At 72.7% G+C, this 14293-nt stretch carries 16 protein-coding genes; 13 read left to right on the forward strand and 3 right to left on the reverse strand.

The genetic code is table 11. From position 1 onward, the window contains the following. The first annotated feature begins 132 nt into the window (after nucleotides 1-132). The 4 genes from purQ (at nucleotide 133) to WMF17_RS37095 (ending at nucleotide 3390) form a co-directional block, all read left to right on the forward strand. Nucleotides 133-852 carry a phosphoribosylformylglycinamidine synthase subunit PurQ gene (gene purQ, locus WMF17_RS37080; RefSeq protein ID WP_437598102.1) on the forward strand — a complete coding sequence of 240 codons (720 nt, stop codon included), beginning with the start codon at nucleotides 133-135 and terminating at the stop codon, nucleotides 850-852. Beyond that, nucleotides 849-1646, forward strand: coding sequence for a zinc ribbon domain-containing protein (locus tag WMF17_RS37085; protein ID WP_437598103.1), 798 nt, complete (start codon nucleotides 849-851; stop codon nucleotides 1644-1646). The genes purQ and WMF17_RS37085 overlap by 4 nt, the downstream gene beginning before the upstream one ends. Beyond that, nucleotides 1624-2925, forward strand: a complete 1302-nt coding sequence (locus WMF17_RS37090) for a DNA methyltransferase (protein WP_437598104.1) — start codon at nucleotides 1624-1626, stop codon at nucleotides 2923-2925. Before WMF17_RS37085 ends, WMF17_RS37090 begins: the two co-directional genes overlap by 23 nt. A gap of 108 nt (nucleotides 2926-3033) precedes the next feature. Then, nucleotides 3034-3390, forward strand: a complete 357-nt coding sequence (locus WMF17_RS37095; RefSeq protein ID WP_437645751.1) for a hypothetical protein — start codon at nucleotides 3034-3036, stop codon at nucleotides 3388-3390. Nucleotides 3391-3417: 27 nt separating this feature from the next. On the opposite strand, the gene WMF17_RS37100 is transcribed toward WMF17_RS37095, so the two are convergent. Continuing rightward, a complete protein-coding gene (locus tag WMF17_RS37100; protein ID WP_437645752.1) occupies nucleotides 3418-4686 on the reverse strand; it encodes an NAD(P)/FAD-dependent oxidoreductase in 1269 nt (422 codons plus the stop codon). Nucleotides 4687-4809: 123 nt separating this feature from the next. Here WMF17_RS37100 and WMF17_RS37105 point away from each other — a divergent pair, with 123 nt between their 5' ends. The 6 genes from WMF17_RS37105 to WMF17_RS37130 are packed head-to-tail and all read left to right on the forward strand — an operon-like array spanning nucleotide 4810 to nucleotide 6989. Beyond that, entirely contained in the window at nucleotides 4810-5121 is a 312-nt protein-coding gene (locus WMF17_RS37105; protein ID WP_437598107.1) for a 2Fe-2S iron-sulfur cluster-binding protein, read from the forward strand. A gap of 32 nt (nucleotides 5122-5153) precedes the next feature. Continuing rightward, complete coding sequence (locus WMF17_RS37110) at nucleotides 5154-5303, forward strand: hypothetical protein (RefSeq protein ID WP_437598108.1); 150 nt, start codon at nucleotides 5154-5156, stop codon at nucleotides 5301-5303. A gap of 11 nt (nucleotides 5304-5314) precedes the next feature. Beyond that, nucleotides 5315-5827: a thiamine pyrophosphate-binding protein gene (locus tag WMF17_RS37115; protein WP_437645754.1), complete on the forward strand. Its 513-nt coding sequence runs from the start codon at nucleotides 5315-5317 to the stop codon at nucleotides 5825-5827. Continuing rightward, nucleotides 5824-6387 (forward strand): thiamine pyrophosphate-dependent enzyme, encoded by a 564-nt coding sequence (locus WMF17_RS37120; protein WP_437645756.1) that lies wholly within the window; start codon nucleotides 5824-5826, stop codon nucleotides 6385-6387. The genes WMF17_RS37115 and WMF17_RS37120 overlap by 4 nt, the downstream gene beginning before the upstream one ends. Then, entirely contained in the window at nucleotides 6384-6566 is a 183-nt protein-coding gene (locus WMF17_RS37125) for a hypothetical protein (protein ID WP_437645757.1), read from the forward strand. Before WMF17_RS37120 ends, WMF17_RS37125 begins: the two co-directional genes overlap by 4 nt. Nucleotides 6567-6620: 54 nt before the next feature. After that, nucleotides 6621-6989 carry a PDZ domain-containing protein gene (locus WMF17_RS37130; RefSeq protein ID WP_437598112.1) on the forward strand — a complete coding sequence of 123 codons (369 nt, stop codon included), beginning with the start codon at nucleotides 6621-6623 and terminating at the stop codon, nucleotides 6987-6989. Between the two features lie 16 nt (nucleotides 6990-7005). On the opposite strand, the gene WMF17_RS37135 is transcribed toward WMF17_RS37130, so the two are convergent. Beyond that, complete coding sequence (locus WMF17_RS37135; RefSeq protein WP_437598113.1) at nucleotides 7006-7401, reverse strand: YbjN domain-containing protein; 396 nt, start codon at nucleotides 7399-7401, stop codon at nucleotides 7006-7008. Between the two features lie 342 nt (nucleotides 7402-7743). Between WMF17_RS37135 and metK the strand changes: the two genes are divergently transcribed. Both metK and WMF17_RS37145 read left to right on the forward strand, forming a co-directional pair. Further along, on the forward strand, nucleotides 7744-8991 hold the full coding sequence (gene metK / locus WMF17_RS37140) for a methionine adenosyltransferase (RefSeq protein ID WP_437598114.1): 1248 nt from the start codon (nucleotides 7744-7746) through the stop codon (nucleotides 8989-8991). A gap of 343 nt (nucleotides 8992-9334) precedes the next feature. Further along, entirely contained in the window at nucleotides 9335-10645 is a 1311-nt protein-coding gene (locus tag WMF17_RS37145; protein ID WP_437598115.1) for a hypothetical protein, read from the forward strand. An 82-nt stretch (nucleotides 10646-10727) separates the two neighbouring features. On the opposite strand, the gene WMF17_RS37150 is transcribed toward WMF17_RS37145, so the two are convergent. Further along, on the reverse strand, nucleotides 10728-11363 hold the full coding sequence (locus WMF17_RS37150) for a phenylalanine--tRNA ligase beta subunit-related protein (protein ID WP_437598116.1): 636 nt from the start codon (nucleotides 11361-11363) through the stop codon (nucleotides 10728-10730). A gap of 269 nt (nucleotides 11364-11632) precedes the next feature. On the opposite strand from WMF17_RS37150, the gene WMF17_RS37155 reads away from it, so the two are divergent. Next, complete coding sequence (locus WMF17_RS37155; RefSeq protein WP_437598117.1) at nucleotides 11633-14281, forward strand: O-antigen ligase family protein; 2649 nt, start codon at nucleotides 11633-11635, stop codon at nucleotides 14279-14281. Nucleotides 14282-14293: the final 12 nt, after the last annotated feature.

The raw sequence follows: 14293 nt of genomic DNA on the forward strand, positions 1-14293 counted from the left end.
CCGCCCGGTCCGCCCGGTCCGCGCCCATCGCGATGGCATGTCCCATCATGGCACGCCGCCAGGAGCCGGTGAAGCGGCGTGCCCCCTCACGACCCCTGGCCGAGCGGCTGCAACCGGACTACGTCGACGGCCATGCACGCGACCGTGGTCATCTTCCCGGGCTCCAACGCCGATGCCGAAATGATCCATACGCTCCGCGACGTGCTCCAGGTCCGCACGTCGACCGCCTGGCACCGCGACGCCGAGCTCCCCGCTGGCACCGACCTCGTCGCGATCCCCGGCGGGTTCTCCTACGGAGACTACCTGCGCTGCGGCGCCATCGCGCGCACGAGCCAGATCGTCCCCGCCATCCGGCGGCACGTGGAGCGCGGCGGCCTGGTGCTCGGCGTCTGCAACGGGTTCCAGATCCTCACCGAGGCGGGGCTGCTCCCGGGCGCCCTCACCCGCAACGCGCACCTCCGCTTCGAGTGCCGCGACATCTTCGTGACGCCGCGCGCGGAAGGGCCGTTCACGAGCGGCCTGCCTCGGGTGCTCCGCCTGCCGATCGCCCACGCCGAGGGGCGGTATCAGGCGGATCCGGAGACGCTCCGCAAGCTCGTCGAGGATCGCGCCATCGCGCTCCAGTACTGCAACCGGGAGGGGCTGGTCGGCGGGGACGCGAACCCCAACGGATCGGCGATGGACATCGCCGGCATCTACGGCGGGCCCCGGCGCAACGTGCTCGGGCTGATGCCCCACCCCGAACGGATGAGCGAGCCCTTCCAGGGCTGCGCGGACGGGCGCGCCCTGTTCGACGCCGTGCTGCGCCACGTGACCGGCGCCCGCTCGGCATCCGCCGCGAGCGCGCCGTGAGCCAGGCGTCGGCCGGCGACGCCCGCTGCCATGTGTGCGCCGCGGCGCTCGCGCCGGGGAGCGATCGCTGCCCGCAGTGCGGCGCGGACCAGCGCGCCGAGGCGTGCCCGCACTGCGGCGGCGTGGCCGGCGTCTCCGCGCACGCCGAGCTGCGCTTCCGGTGCGATGTCTGCGGCGGCCCGCGCGTCCCGATCACCGACGCCCGCGTCAAGCGATCTGACCGCGAGCTGCCGCTGCTCCAGAAGGCGCGCGCCGCGGCCTCTGCGCGCTCGGTCTGGCGAGCCGCGGGCATCGCGGCCGGCGCGCTCTTCGGCTTCGAGGTGTTCCTCTTCGCCGTGCTGCTGCTCGTCCTCGACGCGAGCGTCGGGCTCTTCGCCGCCGGCCTCCTGACGATGGCGCCCGTCGCCGCCTTCGCCCTCTGGTCGTTCCGGCGGGCCAAGTCGCGGGGCCGGGACATCGCGCCCGCGCTCGACGCCGCGTGGGTCTCCGTCGCGTCCGACGTCGCCCGCCAGACCGAGCGCCCGCTCACCGCCGGCGGGCTCGCCTCGACCCTCCGGATCGCCGAGCCCCAGGCCGAGGAGCTGCTCGCGCTGCTCGAGGTCAACGACGTCGTGCGCGGCGCGGTGAGCCCCGCGGGCGAGTTCGGCTACGCGCCGAAGCTCCGCGTCGGCGCCTCGCCGGCAGTCGAGCTCGGGGCCGAGAGCGCGGCGCACGCCCTCGCCGCCGAGGACGAAGCGCTCTCCACCGAGCCCCTGAAGCAACGGACCGCCCATGTCGAGCCCACGAAGCGCTGATCCCAAGCCGAAGCCGGACGCCACGCGACAGAAGACCCGCGCGCTCCGGCCTGCGCCGCAGGCGCGCCGCGCCCTGACCCACGTCGGCGGCGCGACGCGGCTCGAGGGCGACCCGGCCGACGCGGCGATGCTCGCCCACGCGCTCGATGTCGCCAGCTCGAGCACGGCGGAGGAAGCGGCCCGCGCCCACGTCCACGGGTTCCACAGCTACCCGGCGCGGATGCATCCGGACACGGCCCGGCGGCTCATCGAGGCGCTCTCCAGGCCGGGCGAGCGGGTGCTCGACCCGTTCTGCGGCAGCGGCACCGTCCTCGTCGAGGCCCGGCTCGCGCGCCGGGCAGCGATCGGCGTCGACGCGAACCCCCTCGCCGTGCGCCTGGCCCGCCTGAAGGTGCAGGACAGCACCCCGGGCGAGCGCGAGCGGCTCGTCGCCGCGGCCCGCGAGGTCGCGTCCGCCGCCGATGAGCGCCGCAAGGCGCGCGCCGGCCCGAGCCACCGGTACGGCCCCGAGGACGTCGCCCTGTTCGAGCCGCACGTGCTGCTCGAGCTCGACGGGCTCCGCGTCGGCCTCGACCGCCTCGCGGGCCACGGCGCCGACGCGCTGCGCGCCGATCTCGAGCTCGTCCTCTCGGCCATCCTCACGAAGCTCAGCCGCCGCACGTCCGACACGTCGGAGCACGAGCTGCCGCGGCGGATCGCCGCCGGCTATCCGGCGCGGCTGTTCATCCGCAAGGCGGAAGAGCTCGCCCAGCGCCTCGCCGACGTCGCCGCGCCGCTGTCCGCGAGCCCGCCCGCGTTCATCGAGGAGGGCGACGCGCGCGTGCTGCGCGGCGTCGAGCCCGGCTCGGTCCACCTCGCGGTCACGTCGCCGCCCTACCCGGGCGTCTATGACTACCTCGCCCACCACGAGGCGAGGCTGCGCTGGCTCCGGCTCCGGAGCGCCCGCTTCGAGCAGGACGAGATCGGCGCCCGCCGGCACCTCGATCCGCTCGGCCCCGAGGCCGGCCGCGTGCGCTGGCGCGAGGAGCTCGGCGGCGTGCTCGTCGCGCTCGCGCGCGTCCTCCGGAGCGGGGCGCCGCTCGTGCTGCTGCTCGCCGACAGCGTGGTGGCCGGCGCGCCGGTCTACGCGGTCGACGTGGTCCGGGCCGCGGCGTCCGGCGCGCGCTTCGCGGTCCGCGCGGTCGCCTCGCAACCGCGCCCCCACTTCCACCGCCCGACGGCGCGCGCCTTCCAGCGGCGCCCGCGCCACGAGCACGCCATCCTGCTGATCCGCGCCTGATCCGCCGAAAATTGCCCCGCGGTGCGGGCCCGTGGCAGGGTGCCCCGGCCTCGAGCAGGGCGTCACGCGGCCGGCACCGGCCGCGGGCGACGCCCCGGGCGCGCGACGATGGCAAGAGCACTCCTCGGACTTCTCCTCCTGTGTGGCACCGCCGTCCTCGGCTGCGGCAAGGCCGGCGGCGATGCCGGGAAAACCGACCTCGACAGCACGGGGGTCGACGCGTGCGACGGCTACCTGGCCACGATGACCGCCTGCGCCAGCAAGCTGCCCGCGGAGACGAGGAAGGGCCACGAGGCCGCGATCCGGATCGCGCGCGACGTGCTCGCGGCGAAGGCGGAGGCCGACGACGAGGCGCTGGAGGGCGACGCGAGGGCGGAGGCGCGCGGCGCGCTCTCGGCCGCCTGCAAGCAGATGAGCGACGAGGTCCGGGGCCGCGCCGCCTGCGGCGCGCTGACCGAGCGCTGAACGGCGCGCGGGGCCGCTCGCCGCGCGTCACGTGAAGGTGGGCACCTCCGGCGGATAGTGCTGCCGGAGGAACGACGCCCACTGCGGGCGCCGCTCGGCGTGGAACACGTCGCCCGCGAGCATGCTGGTGATGAGCTTGCGCATCGTGGGCCGCTGGTTCTCCTCGAACAGGATCTCCCGGAAGTGGCCCTTGTAGAAGCCCTGCACGACGCCCAGGAAGAGATCGACGGCGTAACGGACCTCCGCCTCGTAGCCCGCGAACGCGGCGCGCGAGGTGTCCCCGGCCTCGAGCGCGCGGTGGATCGCCGTGGCCGCCAGATCGGCGCCCTTGATGGCGAGGTGCGCGCCCGTCGAGAAGAGCGGGTCGAGGAAGCCGCCGGCGTCGCCCACGAAGAGCCAGCCGTCTCCGGCGAGCTGATCGATCCGGTACGAGAAGTCGGCGAGCGCCCCCACCGGCCTGGTGCGCCGCGCGTTCGCGAGGAACCCCCGCGCCCAGCCGCTCTCGGCGACGGCGCGATCGAAGAGCTCGTCGAGGCTCTCCCCCTTCCTCCGGCTCCGGAGCCAGCTCGACGACACGACCGCGCCGACGCTCGTCACCTCGCCGCGGAACGGGATGAACCAGAACCACCCGTGCTCGAAGATGACCACCTGGATGTTGCCCTGGTGGATCCCTTCCTCGCGGACCACGCCCTCGTAGTGGGCGAAGAGCGCCGTCTTGTCGAGCTCGGCCACCTGCGCCTTGCGCCGCATCCTCGAGGCGAGGAGCGTATCCCGCCCCGTCGCGTCCACGATCACCGGCGCGCGGAGCTCGACGGCGTCGCTCGAGTCGGCGGGCGCGGCGTCGCCGGACCGAGCGCGAGGCCGCGCCCGCACCCCGACCGCGCGGGAGCCGTCGAACAGCACCTCGACGGCCTCCCACGACTCGCGCACCTCCGCCCCGAGCTCCGCCGCGCGCCGCAGCAGCAGCTGGTCGAACGCGTCGCGCTGCACCTGGTAGGCGAACTCGAACTTCGGCTCGAACGCGTCGACGAAGCTGTACGTCCGCATCCGCCCCGTCGACGAGCACAGGAACCGGGCGCCATATTTGCGGAGGAAGAACGCGTCCAGCTTCTCGTCGAGCCCGAGCCGCTCGAAGACCTCGCGCGAGCGAGGCAGCAACGACTCGCCGATGTGAAAGCGAGGGAACCTCTCCCGCTCGAGCACGAGGGCCCGGCGGCCGAGCCTGGCCAGCGACGCGGCGAGCGTCGACCCCCCCGGCCCGCCGCCGAGGATGATTGCGTCCCAGCGATCCGTCATGCGCCCGTCGTATAGTGCGTGGAGACGCCCGCGAAAATGCGCTCCCGGCGCCGGCGCCGGGAGCCGACACGCCCCCGCCGCTCGGGCGGTGGCCCCGCGGTCACGGTGCAGGAGGAAGCGGCGATGCCCACGGTCGTGTTCGAGGCCAGCGCGCTCGGTCCCGCCGTCTCCGCGGAGGCGGGAGCGGACAGGCTCATCGATGTCTGCGACGACGCGCGCGCTCCGGTCGTGTTCTCGTGCCGCGACGCGCGCTGCGCCACCTGCCGCGTCGAGGTCGTCGAGGGGGAGCAGCACCTCGATCCGCCCACGCGCGGCGAGATCGAGCTGCTCGCGCGCCTCGGCGCCCCGCCGCGCCTCCGCCTCGCCTGCCAGGCGGTGCTCCGCGCCGGCCCGGGGCTGGTCCGGCTGCGCGGCGTGATCGACGGCGACGGCTGAAGCTGCCCCGGCATTGGCGGGGCTGGCCAACGGTGTTAAGGCAGCAACGGCCACGGCAGCGCCGTCGACGGAGCTTCACCGATCTGCTCCAGGAGCTCATCGACCGCGGCGCGGACGTGCAGGGGATCGACGTCTACAAGCGGTGGCTCGAGGTCGACCGTCGCGCCTGGGCGCTCATCTAAGGAGTGAGCTGATGTCTCACGGTTCAGGCAAATCGTACGCGCCCGACCTCGTCGCCGCGCTCAAGGAGGCGGGGTTCGACTTCTTCGCGGGCGTGCCCTGCTCGCTCCTGAAGGGCCTCGCCTCGCTGCTCGACGGCGACGAGGGCGCCCGCTACATCTCGGCGACCCGCGAGGACAGCGCGATCGGGATGGCGGTCGGCGCCTGGCTCGGCGGCCGGCTGCCGATGGTCCTGATGCAGAGCTCCGGGCTCGGCGTCTCCGTGAACGCGCTGGCCTCGCTGAGCACGATGTACGAGGTGCCCACGCTCCTCGTCATCTCCTGGCGCGGCGAGGGCGGCAACGACGAACCGGAGCACATCATGATGGGCGAGATCATGCTTCCCCTGCTCGATCTCATGAAGATCCCCCACCGCGTGCTCTGCGCCAGCGAGCCGATGGGGCCGCAGGTGCGGTGGGCGAAGGACGTCATGCTCTCCACGAGGCGGCCGGCGGCGCTCATCGTCCCGGCGGGGGTGCTCGAATGAACAAGCGCGAAGCGCTCGAGGTGTTCACGGCGGCGGTCGGGGAGGACGACCTCGTTGTCCACTGCCACGGCATGATCGGCCGCGAGCTCTACGCGACGCGGGACCGGCCCTCGAATTTCTACATGATCGGGTCGATGGATCTCGGCCTGTCGATCGGCCTCGGCCTCGCGCTCGCGCAGCCGCGCAAGCGGGTCTTCGTGCTCGACGGCGACAGCAACGTCCTCATGGGCATGAACGCCCTCGCCAGCGTCGGGAGCGAGCGGCCAGCGAACCTCCTGCACGTCGTCATCGCCAACCGCTCCCACGCGTCGACGGGCGGGCAGCGGACGATCTCGGGCGACGTGAAGCTCGAGTCCGTCGCCAGCGCCGTCGGTTACCGCGCCACGCACCGCGCCGACGCCGTCGAGTCGCTCGACGCGTCGCTGCGGGCCGCGCTCGTGCAGCCGGGCCCGGTCATGGTCCTCGCCCTCGTCGAGGGCGGCGCCGTGCAGGGCATCGGCCGCGTCGTGGAGGCGCCGCCGGAGCTCGCCGCCCGGTTCGCGGCCGAAGCGCGCCGATGAGGGCGCTCCGGGTCGCCGCCGGCCGCGGCGGGCGCATCGGCCGGGACGCGCCCAGGTCGCTGAAGGTCGAGCCCGTCAAGGACCCGCGGTTCGTTCACGGGAGCATCCTTATCGCCCAGAGCGCGACGATGAGGCGCGTGAGCGGCGATGTCTCCTCCCGGATCAGCTGCTTTATCTGAATCCGCGCTGGTCGAGGGACGTACGGGAGGCCCCTGGGGCGCTATGGTGTCGCCGTGGCAAGCAGATCCTGGAGCGCGGCGCTCCTCCTCATGGCCGCCGGTTGCACCGCCAGCGTGGGATCCATCGGGGCGGTCCTGGGGAGAGACAACGAGTCGCAGGCGCTCTATGTGCGCGACGTGCCGCGAGGGCTCGCCGCCGAGCGGGCCGGGCTGATCCCGGGCGACGAGCTCGTGATGGTCGATGGCGTCTATGTCCGGGATCTCTCGTCGGCCCAGCTGCGCGATCGGCTCCGCGGCGCCGTCGGGAGCGCCGTCGAGCTCACGGTCGTGCGCGGAGGCGACGTGCGGCGCGTCCGGGTCGTGCGCAGCGAGCTGAAGGCGCACGAGGGGCTCAAGCCGAGAGAAGAGCAGATCGTGCCATGAGGCGCCGGCCGAGGCCTCATGGCGCGGCGAGCTCCAGAAGCTCGGCATAGTGCTTGTTCGTATAGAAGGAGAGCACGTCGACGGCGTCGCGCACCTCGCTCGGATCGAGGTCCTGGAGGCGATACTCGACACTGAGGATCACGTCGCCCTCCTCGTCGGCCGAGAGCTTGGCCATGTTGATCTCGCGGTTCAGCTGGAGGAGGCGCCGCACGATCGCGTCGCCCTCCTCGAGATCCATCGGGAGCCGCACGAACGGGATCACCGCGAAGACGACGAAGGGAGGAGAGAGCCGCACGAACAGAGGGAAGAGCCGCTCGGCCCCCTGGAAGTCGCTGCGCATCGTGTCGGTGGACACGACCTCCACAGCCCAGCCTTCGCGCTCGAGGCAGGTCTTGATCTCGTCGAACGTCATGCGTGGCATCATAGCCGCTGGAGACGCGCCTCCGGGAGTGCGCTGGACGGGGAGCGGGCGGCGGACGCGCCGCGATCGTCCGATCTCCCGGGCCGCCCGGCGAGATCCCCGTCGGCGGCGCAGCTCCGTCGCCTGACGCCGGCCGCGGAGGCGCGCCGGCAGGCCACGTGCTGCCCAGGCAGCAGCGCGCGCCGACATCGCGCTCGGGCCGCGCGGGCCGGCCCAGCCGGCAGCGCGTCCGGCCGGCGCTTTTGTCCCCGACCGGCCGCGGCCCGCGTTGACGGTTCCCCGCGCTCGAACTATGCGAGAGATCCGTTTTCGAGCCCGCCGAAGGAGCGATTCATGCGCCGTTACCAGTTCACTTCCGAGTCCGTCACCGAAGGTCACCCCGACAAGGTGTGCGACCAGATCTCCGACGCGATCCTCGATGGTATCATCGAGAAGGATCCGACGGCCCGCGTCGCCTGCGAGACCCTGGTGAAGACGGGCATGGCCGTCGTGGCCGGCGAGATCACGACCTCGGCGTGGGTCGATATGCCGGTCGTCGTGCGCAGCACAATCAAGGACATCGGCTACACCGACGCCTCGATGGGCTTCGACTACGAGACTTGCGCGGTGCTCACGGCGATCGAGAAGCAGTCGCCCGATATCTCCCGCGGGGTCACCGAGGGCGAGGGCCTCTTCAAGGAGCAGGGCGCCGGCGATCAGGGGCTCATGTTCGGCTTCGCGACGGACGAGACGCCGGAGCTGATGCCCGCCCCGATCACCTATGCCCACCGCCTCGCCCGGAAGCTCGCCGATCTCCGCAAGTCGAAGAAGCTCGACTGGCTGCGCCCCGACGGCAAGACCCAGGTCACGATCGAGTACGAGGAGTACACGCCCATCCGCGTGAGCGCCGTCGTCGTGTCGACGCAGCACAGCCCCGAGGTCAAGCACAAGACGATCGTCGACGCCGTGCGGAGCATGATCATCGAGAAGAGCATCCCGGCGAAGCTGATGGATCGGAACACGAAGGTGTACGTGAACCCGACCGGCCGCTTCGTGGTCGGCGGCCCCTTCGGCGACGCCGGCCTCACCGGCCGCAAGATCATCGTCGACACCTACGGCGGCATGGGCCGGCACGGCGGCGGCGCCTTCAGCGGCAAGGACCCGACGAAGGTCGATCGCTCCGCCTGCTACTACGCGCGCTACGTCGCGAAGAACGTCGTCGCGTCCAAGCTCGCCTCGCGCTGCGAGGTGCAGATCGCCTACGCCATCGGCGTCGCGCAGCCGGTCGGCGTGCACATCAACACCTTCGGCACCGGCCGCGTAGGTGACGAGGTGCTCGAGAAGTACATCATGCAGAACTTCGACATGCGGCCGAAGGCGATCATCGAGCAGCTCGACCTGCTGAAGCCCATCTACCGCAAGACGGCGGCGTACGGCCACTTCGGGCGCGACGAGTTCAGCTGGGAGAAGACGACCCGCGCCGCCAAGATGGCCGAGGATCTGCTGCGCCCGACGCTCTCCGCGGTGCCGGTGACCGTGAACGGCTCCGGCAAGAAGGAGCCGAAGCGCAAGAGCAAGAAGGAAGTGGGCGCCCAGGCCTGATCGTCCAGAACGTCCCGCCCGGCGCAGGTGGCGCGGGGCAGCAGGTTCTGGCGGCCCGCGCCCCTCGCGGGGACAGAGAGCGCCGACGCTGTAAAAGCGCCGGCGCTCTCTGCTTTGTCGACGATCTGTCGCTGCGGCTCGCCTCCTGTGAAACGCGCTGGACGCTGGCGCCTGTCCCGGGAGCCGGTGCCACGATGTGCGAATCCGACGCACAAAAAAGCACCGCGCTTCGCCGGGATGGGCTGACTGTTGCTGCGGCTTCTGCTGATAAAATCATCGTCGACTCCCGTATCGCCGGCTCGCCCTGAACCTCCCTGGTTCCATGCGACCTCGAGGAGCACCGATGACACGTTGGTTGAATTTCTTGAGCTTCATGACCGCGGCGGGATGCATGGGCGTGGCCTGCACCGGGAAGATCGGACCGGTGGGCGGCCTCGCCGCGGGCGGGGAGGGCGGCGCCGGGACCACCTCGGGCGACGTGATACCGTCGCCCGCGACGACCGACGGGGCGACCACCACCACCACCACCACGGGGACTGAGGGCGCGGGGGCAGCCGGAGGCGCGGACTGCGGCGGCTCGCCGGACGACGACGCGGACGGCGACGGCTTCACGGAGAACCTCGGCGACTGCGACGACTGCAACGCGCTGGTCAACCCGGCGGCGCTGGAGCTCGCGACGGTCGGCGGCGAAGGGGGCGCCGCGCCGGAGCCTGTCGACGACGACTGCGACACCGTCGTCGACAACGTGCCCGAGCCGTGCGACGACGGGATCGCGATCGACGACGGGAGTGCGCTCAGCGCCGCGAAGGCGGTCGAGCTGTGCAAGAGGCCGCGCTGGGCCGGCGACTGGGGGGTGATCTCCGCGGACTGGGTCATGGTCGACGGCGCGCCGCCCCCGGAAGGGGAGGAGCAGCGCGCCAACTTCCACCTTGGGCACGGTATCCTGCCCGGGTTCGGGCGCAACGTCCTGCCGAAGGCAGGCGCGCGGCTGCTCGCTCTCTCGAGCGGCACGGCGCGGCAGCAGGACGACGAGGGCTTCGAGAGCCCGGTGGGGTTCAACAAGAAGTACGAGGGCGAGTTCCCCCAGGGCTTCCCGAAGGCCCCGCATGGCTGCGAGGATCTCGTGCCCGCGAAGCCGTCCGACCCGACCGCCATCGAGATCACGATCCGGGTCCCGTCGAACGTCCGCGGCTTCGCGTTCAACAGCTATTATCTCACCTACGACTGGCCGCGTGCCTGCAACGATTTCAACGATTACTTCATCGCCCTCCTCACGCCGCGGCCAGCCAACCTCATCGATGGGCACATCCTCTTCGACGACAGGAGGAACGCGATGAGCATCAACAACACCCTGATCGACGTCTGTGCCTGCGAGGGCGGCCCGCCCTGCGATCTCGACGGCCGGGCGTACGCGTGCACGAGCGGGACGAGCCAGCTGCTCGGGACGGGGTTCGAGAGCCGCGCTGGGACGGGCTGGCTCGTCACCTCGGCGCCCGTGGAGCCGAACCAGGAGATCAAGATCCGGTGGGGAGCGTACGACGCCGGCGATCACGAGCTCGATTCGACCGGGCTCGTCGACAACTGGGTGTGGCTCACCGAGAAGGACGAGACCGTGGTGACGATGCCCGTCGATCGGCCTGCGCCGGCGCCGTAGGGCGCCTCGCGCCGGCGGCGCGCCGCTCGCCGAGCGCCGCCGGCGTGCGCGCTGGCCGAGGAGCCCGCGCGTTCCGGGCGGCTCAGGCCGCGACCGGCGCGTCCGAGGTCGCGGCGCCGACGCCGGCGAGCAGCTCCCTGTACCAGGCGGCCGCCTCCGCCGCGCGGCCCGGCAGCGCGCGGCTGCCCCAGAGGACCGAGAGCGTGCGCGTCGTACCGGCGTGCGTCTTCGTCCGCTGCGCGTCCTTCACGGCGTTGGCGCACGGGCCTTCTGCATCGAAGACGCAGAGGAGCCCCTCGAGGTCGATCTCCTGCCCCGAGGCGTTGAACACGTAGCGGGCGCCGGCGGGCGCGACGTCGATGCGGAGCGGGGGCCTTGCGCGATCGAGATCGATCACGCTGATGGGCAGCCCGGTGTGCAGCGACACGGCGTTGCACGCGTCCACGGCCGCGTTGATGGTCGCCAGCGAGCCCGCGTCGGCGGCGCGGATGAGGTACTCGGAGGCCGGCTTGCCCCGGCCGGTCGGCTTGTAGCCGCCGTGCCGGAGCAGGTCGCGGACCGCCGACCGCACGGCGTCGTCCGAGCGGAGCGGGGCCGAGGCCTTGTCGGACAGGAGGCCGCGGAGCGCGTCGCTCACCGGCACCTCGCCGAGCGGCGCGGGGAAGGTCGTGACAAAGGCGGCGGCTTCGAGCAGGGGATGTGCCGAGATCGTGAGCACGCGGCGCACTCTACACCAGCGGCGCGGTCGCGCGAGCGGCATCCGCGGCAGACGCGCGAGCGTCGATATCAGCGCGCTGCTCGCCAGAGGCGTAGTTGGGCGCGAACGCGATGAGTGCCTTGACCCACCCCTTCCAGGTCTGTCAATCCCGGCAGCGCGCGCAGGCCGAGCCTGGAATGCCGTGGTCAATCTCGTCCGCTCGCGACGAAGATCGACTACCCTGGCGGGCCGTGGATCCGGACTACACACGCTCGAAGCCGAGGTCGCCCATGGAGCGCCGGCGCTCCATGGGCGCCGCGGCGTGGAGCCGACCAGCAGGCGCCGCGTCGCCGCTCGCCGAGCGCGTGATCCCATGGCTGCTCGGGGCCGCCATCGCCGGGTCCGTGCTCGCCATCGGCGCGGTCCATACGCCCACGCTGGCATGGGTATCGTCGGTCACTGCCATCGCTGCCGCGCTCTCTCTCCGCGCCGGCGCCCTCACCGACAGGCCGTCTTCTGTGCGGATGCTGCCGGTGCTCACGCTGCTCGGCTTGACCGCTTATACGCTGCTGCAGACCGCGCCCCTGCCGCTCACATGGCTCGAGAGGCTCTCGCCGGCGAGCGCCGACATCTGGGCGCGCGCCCTGATGCCGCTCGGCGAGGCGGCGCCGCGGTACGCCAGCATCTCGCTCGATCCAGGGGCGACGCTGGTCGAGGCCGTGAAATGGCTCACGTATGCTGGCATTTTCATCACCGCAGCGTTCGTCGGCGCCAGGCACGGCGCGAAGCTTGGAATCACCCTCGTCTTCGGCAGCGCGTTCCTCGCCGCGCTCACGACGATCGCCCACGGGCTGCTCGGCGCGACCAAGGTCTTTGGCCTGTATCAGCCGCGCTTCTCGGTCGCGTCGTGGCACATCGGGCCGCTGCTCAACCCGAACAACCTCGCCGGTTACCTGAACCTCGGAATCCTCTCCGGGGTCGGGCTGCTGCTCACGAGCAGGCCGCTCCTGCCGACCTGGGTTGTCGGGGTCGGGCTCACCACGATCGTGGGGGTCGGCATCATCGCGTCGTCCCGCGGAGGGCTGCTCGTGCTGCCGCTCGGCCTCGCCCTCTTCGCGCTGCTCTCGCGGCAGAGGCGCGGCAGGCGGCGCTCGGGCGCCCGCGCGCGGGGCCCGGCGACCTGGCTGCTGAGCGTGGCCATCGCCGGCGGCGCGGCGCTGGCCGCGCTCGCCACCACGAACCGCACCCTCACGGAGATCGCCGACGATAACCTCGACAAGCTGTCGTTCTTCTACTCGACGCTCCCGCTGCTCGCGGATCACTGGCTCCTCGGCATCGGGCGCGGCGCCTTCGAGACGGTGTTCCCTGCTTACCGGCAGTCACCGGGGAACATCGTGTTCACGCACGCGGAAAACTTCGTGCTCCAGTGGGCGGCGGAGTGGGGCATTCCGGCGGCGGCGGCCGCGCTCGTCGCGCTCGGGTTCGCGTTTCGCCCTGGCAAGATCGCGTTGCGCGGGAGCACGGCGGCGCTGGCCGCGTGGGTCGGCTGCGTGGTGCTCCTCCTGCAGAACCTGTTCGATCTCGGGCTCGAGGTGCCCGGTGTCACCATCGCGCTCGCGGCGACCCTGGGCTCGCTCTGGGGTGAGGCCCACCGCGAGCGCCCGCGGCGCGATGCTCCGGCAGACGAGCCCGTCGCCGGACGGCGGCGACCGTGGCAGGCGGCGGCGTGCGCCGCGGCCGCCGGGCTCACGCTCGTCGCGCTGATGGTGCGCTTCGGCTGGCGCGACGTCGACCACGACCGCCAGGCGTTGCGCGCTCTGAGCGACGCCGGCGCGGCGAGCGGCGCCGGCTGGCCGCGTTTCCGCGAGGAGCTCCGCGCGGCGATGCTCCGCCACCCCGCGGAGCCGTACTTCCCGTTGCTCGGCGCGGTCACCGTGCTGCAGGGCCGGAGCGAGAGCCCGATCCCGTGGCTCCAGCGCACGCTCGAGCGCTCGCGCCGCCACGGGCGCGCCCACCTCCTGCTCGCGGAGGTGCTCGCGTCGCGCGGCGCCAAGGAGCAGGCGCTCCTGAGCCTCCGGCTCGCGGTGGAGGACGATCCCGACGTGGTCGGCACGGCCGCGAGCCTCGCCCGGCAATGGACCCGGCGCTGGGACGAGCTGCTGCGGGCCGTGCCGGAGGGAAAGGCCGGGGTCGCGATGCTCGAGCGGATGGCGGCCGCGGGGGACCGCCGGGACGAGCTGGATCTGCGCCTGCGCTGCGCGGAGGAGGCGATCGCGCGCGCTCCGACGCGCGTCGGCGCGCGCTGGGCCGCGGGCAACGCGCTGCTCGCGATGCTGGACGATCCGAGCTCCGCCCGCTGCGGCGGCGCGGGGGGCGACGAGGCGCAGCGGGGCGCCTGCGAGCGGCAGATCGAGGCGCACGCGGCGGCGATTCAAGAGTCGAAGGGCGACTCGTTCTACGCGGTCCAGCTGCGGGCGCGGCTCCTCCTGCTGCGCAAGAAAAGCGCGGAGGCGGAGCTGCTGCTCGCGGGGAGCTGCGAGCGGCTCGACAACCGGGTCGGCTGTCTCCGCCTGCGGGTCGTCGCGGCGGCGCAGCTCGCCTCAGCCGAGCGGCTCCTCCCTGCGAGCCGCGACCTGATGCTGGCGTCGTGCAGCGCCCACGCGGCGTGCGCGTCGGCGGCGACCTGGGTCGGCGACCTGCTCGTCACGCGCAAGGACTACTCGTCTGCCGTGACCTACTACGCGCGGGCGGCGCAGGACGAGCCGACGGAGGAGCGCCTCCTCAAGCTCGCCGACGCCGCGAGCGGGGCGGGCGCGCACGTCGAGGCGGCGGCCGCGCTGGAGCGCCTGCTGCAGCGCCGCGGCGGCCACGACACCGAGCTGCGCAAGAGGATCCTCGACGAGCGGGCCAAGGCCCTGGCGCCTTCGCTCGCGCCGTAGGTAGACTGCGCG

It is taken from the genome of Sorangium sp. So ce362, from assembly GCF_051519845.1.
Classification (GTDB): Bacteria; Myxococcota_A; Polyangia; order Polyangiales; family Polyangiaceae; genus Sorangium.

Coding starts and splice junctions, on each gene's coding strand:
- purQ (WP_437598102.1), top strand. CDS start 133: ATGCACGCGACCGTGGTCATCTTCCCGGGCTCCAACGCCGATGCCGAA.
- WMF17_RS37090 (WP_437598104.1), top strand. CDS start 1,624: ATGTCGAGCCCACGAAGCGCTGATCCCAAGCCGAAGCCGGACGCCACG.
- WMF17_RS37095 (WP_437645751.1), top strand. CDS start 3,034: ATGGCAAGAGCACTCCTCGGACTTCTCCTCCTGTGTGGCACCGCCGTC.
- WMF17_RS37100 (WP_437645752.1), bottom strand. CDS start 4,686: ATGACGGATCGCTGGGACGCAATCATCCTCGGCGGCGGGCCGGGGGGG.
- WMF17_RS37105 (WP_437598107.1), top strand. CDS start 4,810: ATGCCCACGGTCGTGTTCGAGGCCAGCGCGCTCGGTCCCGCCGTCTCC.
- WMF17_RS37115 (WP_437645754.1), top strand. CDS start 5,315: ATGTCTCACGGTTCAGGCAAATCGTACGCGCCCGACCTCGTCGCCGCG.
- WMF17_RS37120 (WP_437645756.1), top strand. CDS start 5,824: ATGAACAAGCGCGAAGCGCTCGAGGTGTTCACGGCGGCGGTCGGGGAG.
- WMF17_RS37125 (WP_437645757.1), top strand. CDS start 6,384: ATGAGGGCGCTCCGGGTCGCCGCCGGCCGCGGCGGGCGCATCGGCCGG.
- WMF17_RS37135 (WP_437598113.1), bottom strand. CDS start 7,401: ATGACGTTCGACGAGATCAAGACCTGCCTCGAGCGCGAAGGCTGGGCT.
- metK (WP_437598114.1), top strand. CDS start 7,744: ATGCGCCGTTACCAGTTCACTTCCGAGTCCGTCACCGAAGGTCACCCC.
- WMF17_RS37145 (WP_437598115.1), top strand. CDS start 9,335: ATGACACGTTGGTTGAATTTCTTGAGCTTCATGACCGCGGCGGGATGC.
- WMF17_RS37155 (WP_437598117.1), top strand. CDS start 11,633: ATGGAGCGCCGGCGCTCCATGGGCGCCGCGGCGTGGAGCCGACCAGCA.